This window comes from Rhodopirellula maiorica SM1 (genome assembly GCF_000346295.1).
Classification (GTDB): Bacteria; Planctomycetota; Planctomycetia; order Pirellulales; family Pirellulaceae; genus Novipirellula; species Novipirellula maiorica.
On the sequence record NZ_ANOG01000957.1, the window covers coordinates 1 to 825 of the forward strand.

Consider the following 825-nt stretch of genomic DNA (forward strand, 5'->3'; position numbering starts at 1 on the left):
ATTGATTGGTGGCTACACCGAAGAGGCCAAGGCGTGGCGGAAATGGCTGGTCAACGCTGCGGCCGGTAATCCTTCGCAGTTGCAGATCATGTACGGCGTTGCCGGTGAACGACGGTTGACCGAAACCGAACTCGATTGGTTGCCAGGCTATGAAAACTCAGCTCCGGTGCGAACCGGCAATGCTGCCTATCGGCAACACCAGTTGGATGTTCCGGGTGAAATTATGGAGACGTTGCACTTGGCTCGTCGTTACGGTTTGGGCCCCGACGAAGACGCTTGGCGTGTGCAGACGGCTGTCATGGAATTCTTGGAAACGCAGTGGGAAAAACCGGACGAGGGAATCTGGGAAATCCGCGGCGAGCAACGTCATTTTACGCATTCTAAAGTGATGGCGTGGGTTGCGGCCGATCGGGCTGTCAAAGACGTCGAGCACTTTGGATTGCCCGGCGACGCCCAACGGTGGAAGAAGCTGCGGGACCGTATCCACGCCGAAGTCTGTGCAAAGGGCTTCAACGAGAAACTCGGCGGCTTCGTCCAGTCCTACGGAGCCGACGAGACCGACGCCAGTCTCTTGATGCTGCCGTTGGTTGGTTTTGTCGAAGCAAACGACCCCAAGATGATCGGCACACTGCGGTTGATCGAAGACCGCTTGGTCAAAGACGGACTTGTCATACGGTATTTGACGGAATCCAACATCGATGGGTTGCCAGAAGGCGAGGGGGCGTTTTTTGTTGTGTTCATTCTGGTTGGCTGATAATTACGCGTTGGCCGGACGCGATCGAGAAGCCACGGAGTTGTTCGAAATGTTGCTGGGGCTTCGCAACG

1 protein-coding gene is annotated in these 825 nt (G+C 56.1%); it reads left to right on the forward strand.

The genetic code is table 11. The features are described from left to right. Positions 1–754 (forward strand): glycoside hydrolase family 15 protein (locus RMSM_RS30625; RefSeq protein ID WP_201767097.1); only part of this gene is annotated, 754 nt, incomplete at its 5' end. Positions 755–825: the final 71 nt, after the last annotated feature.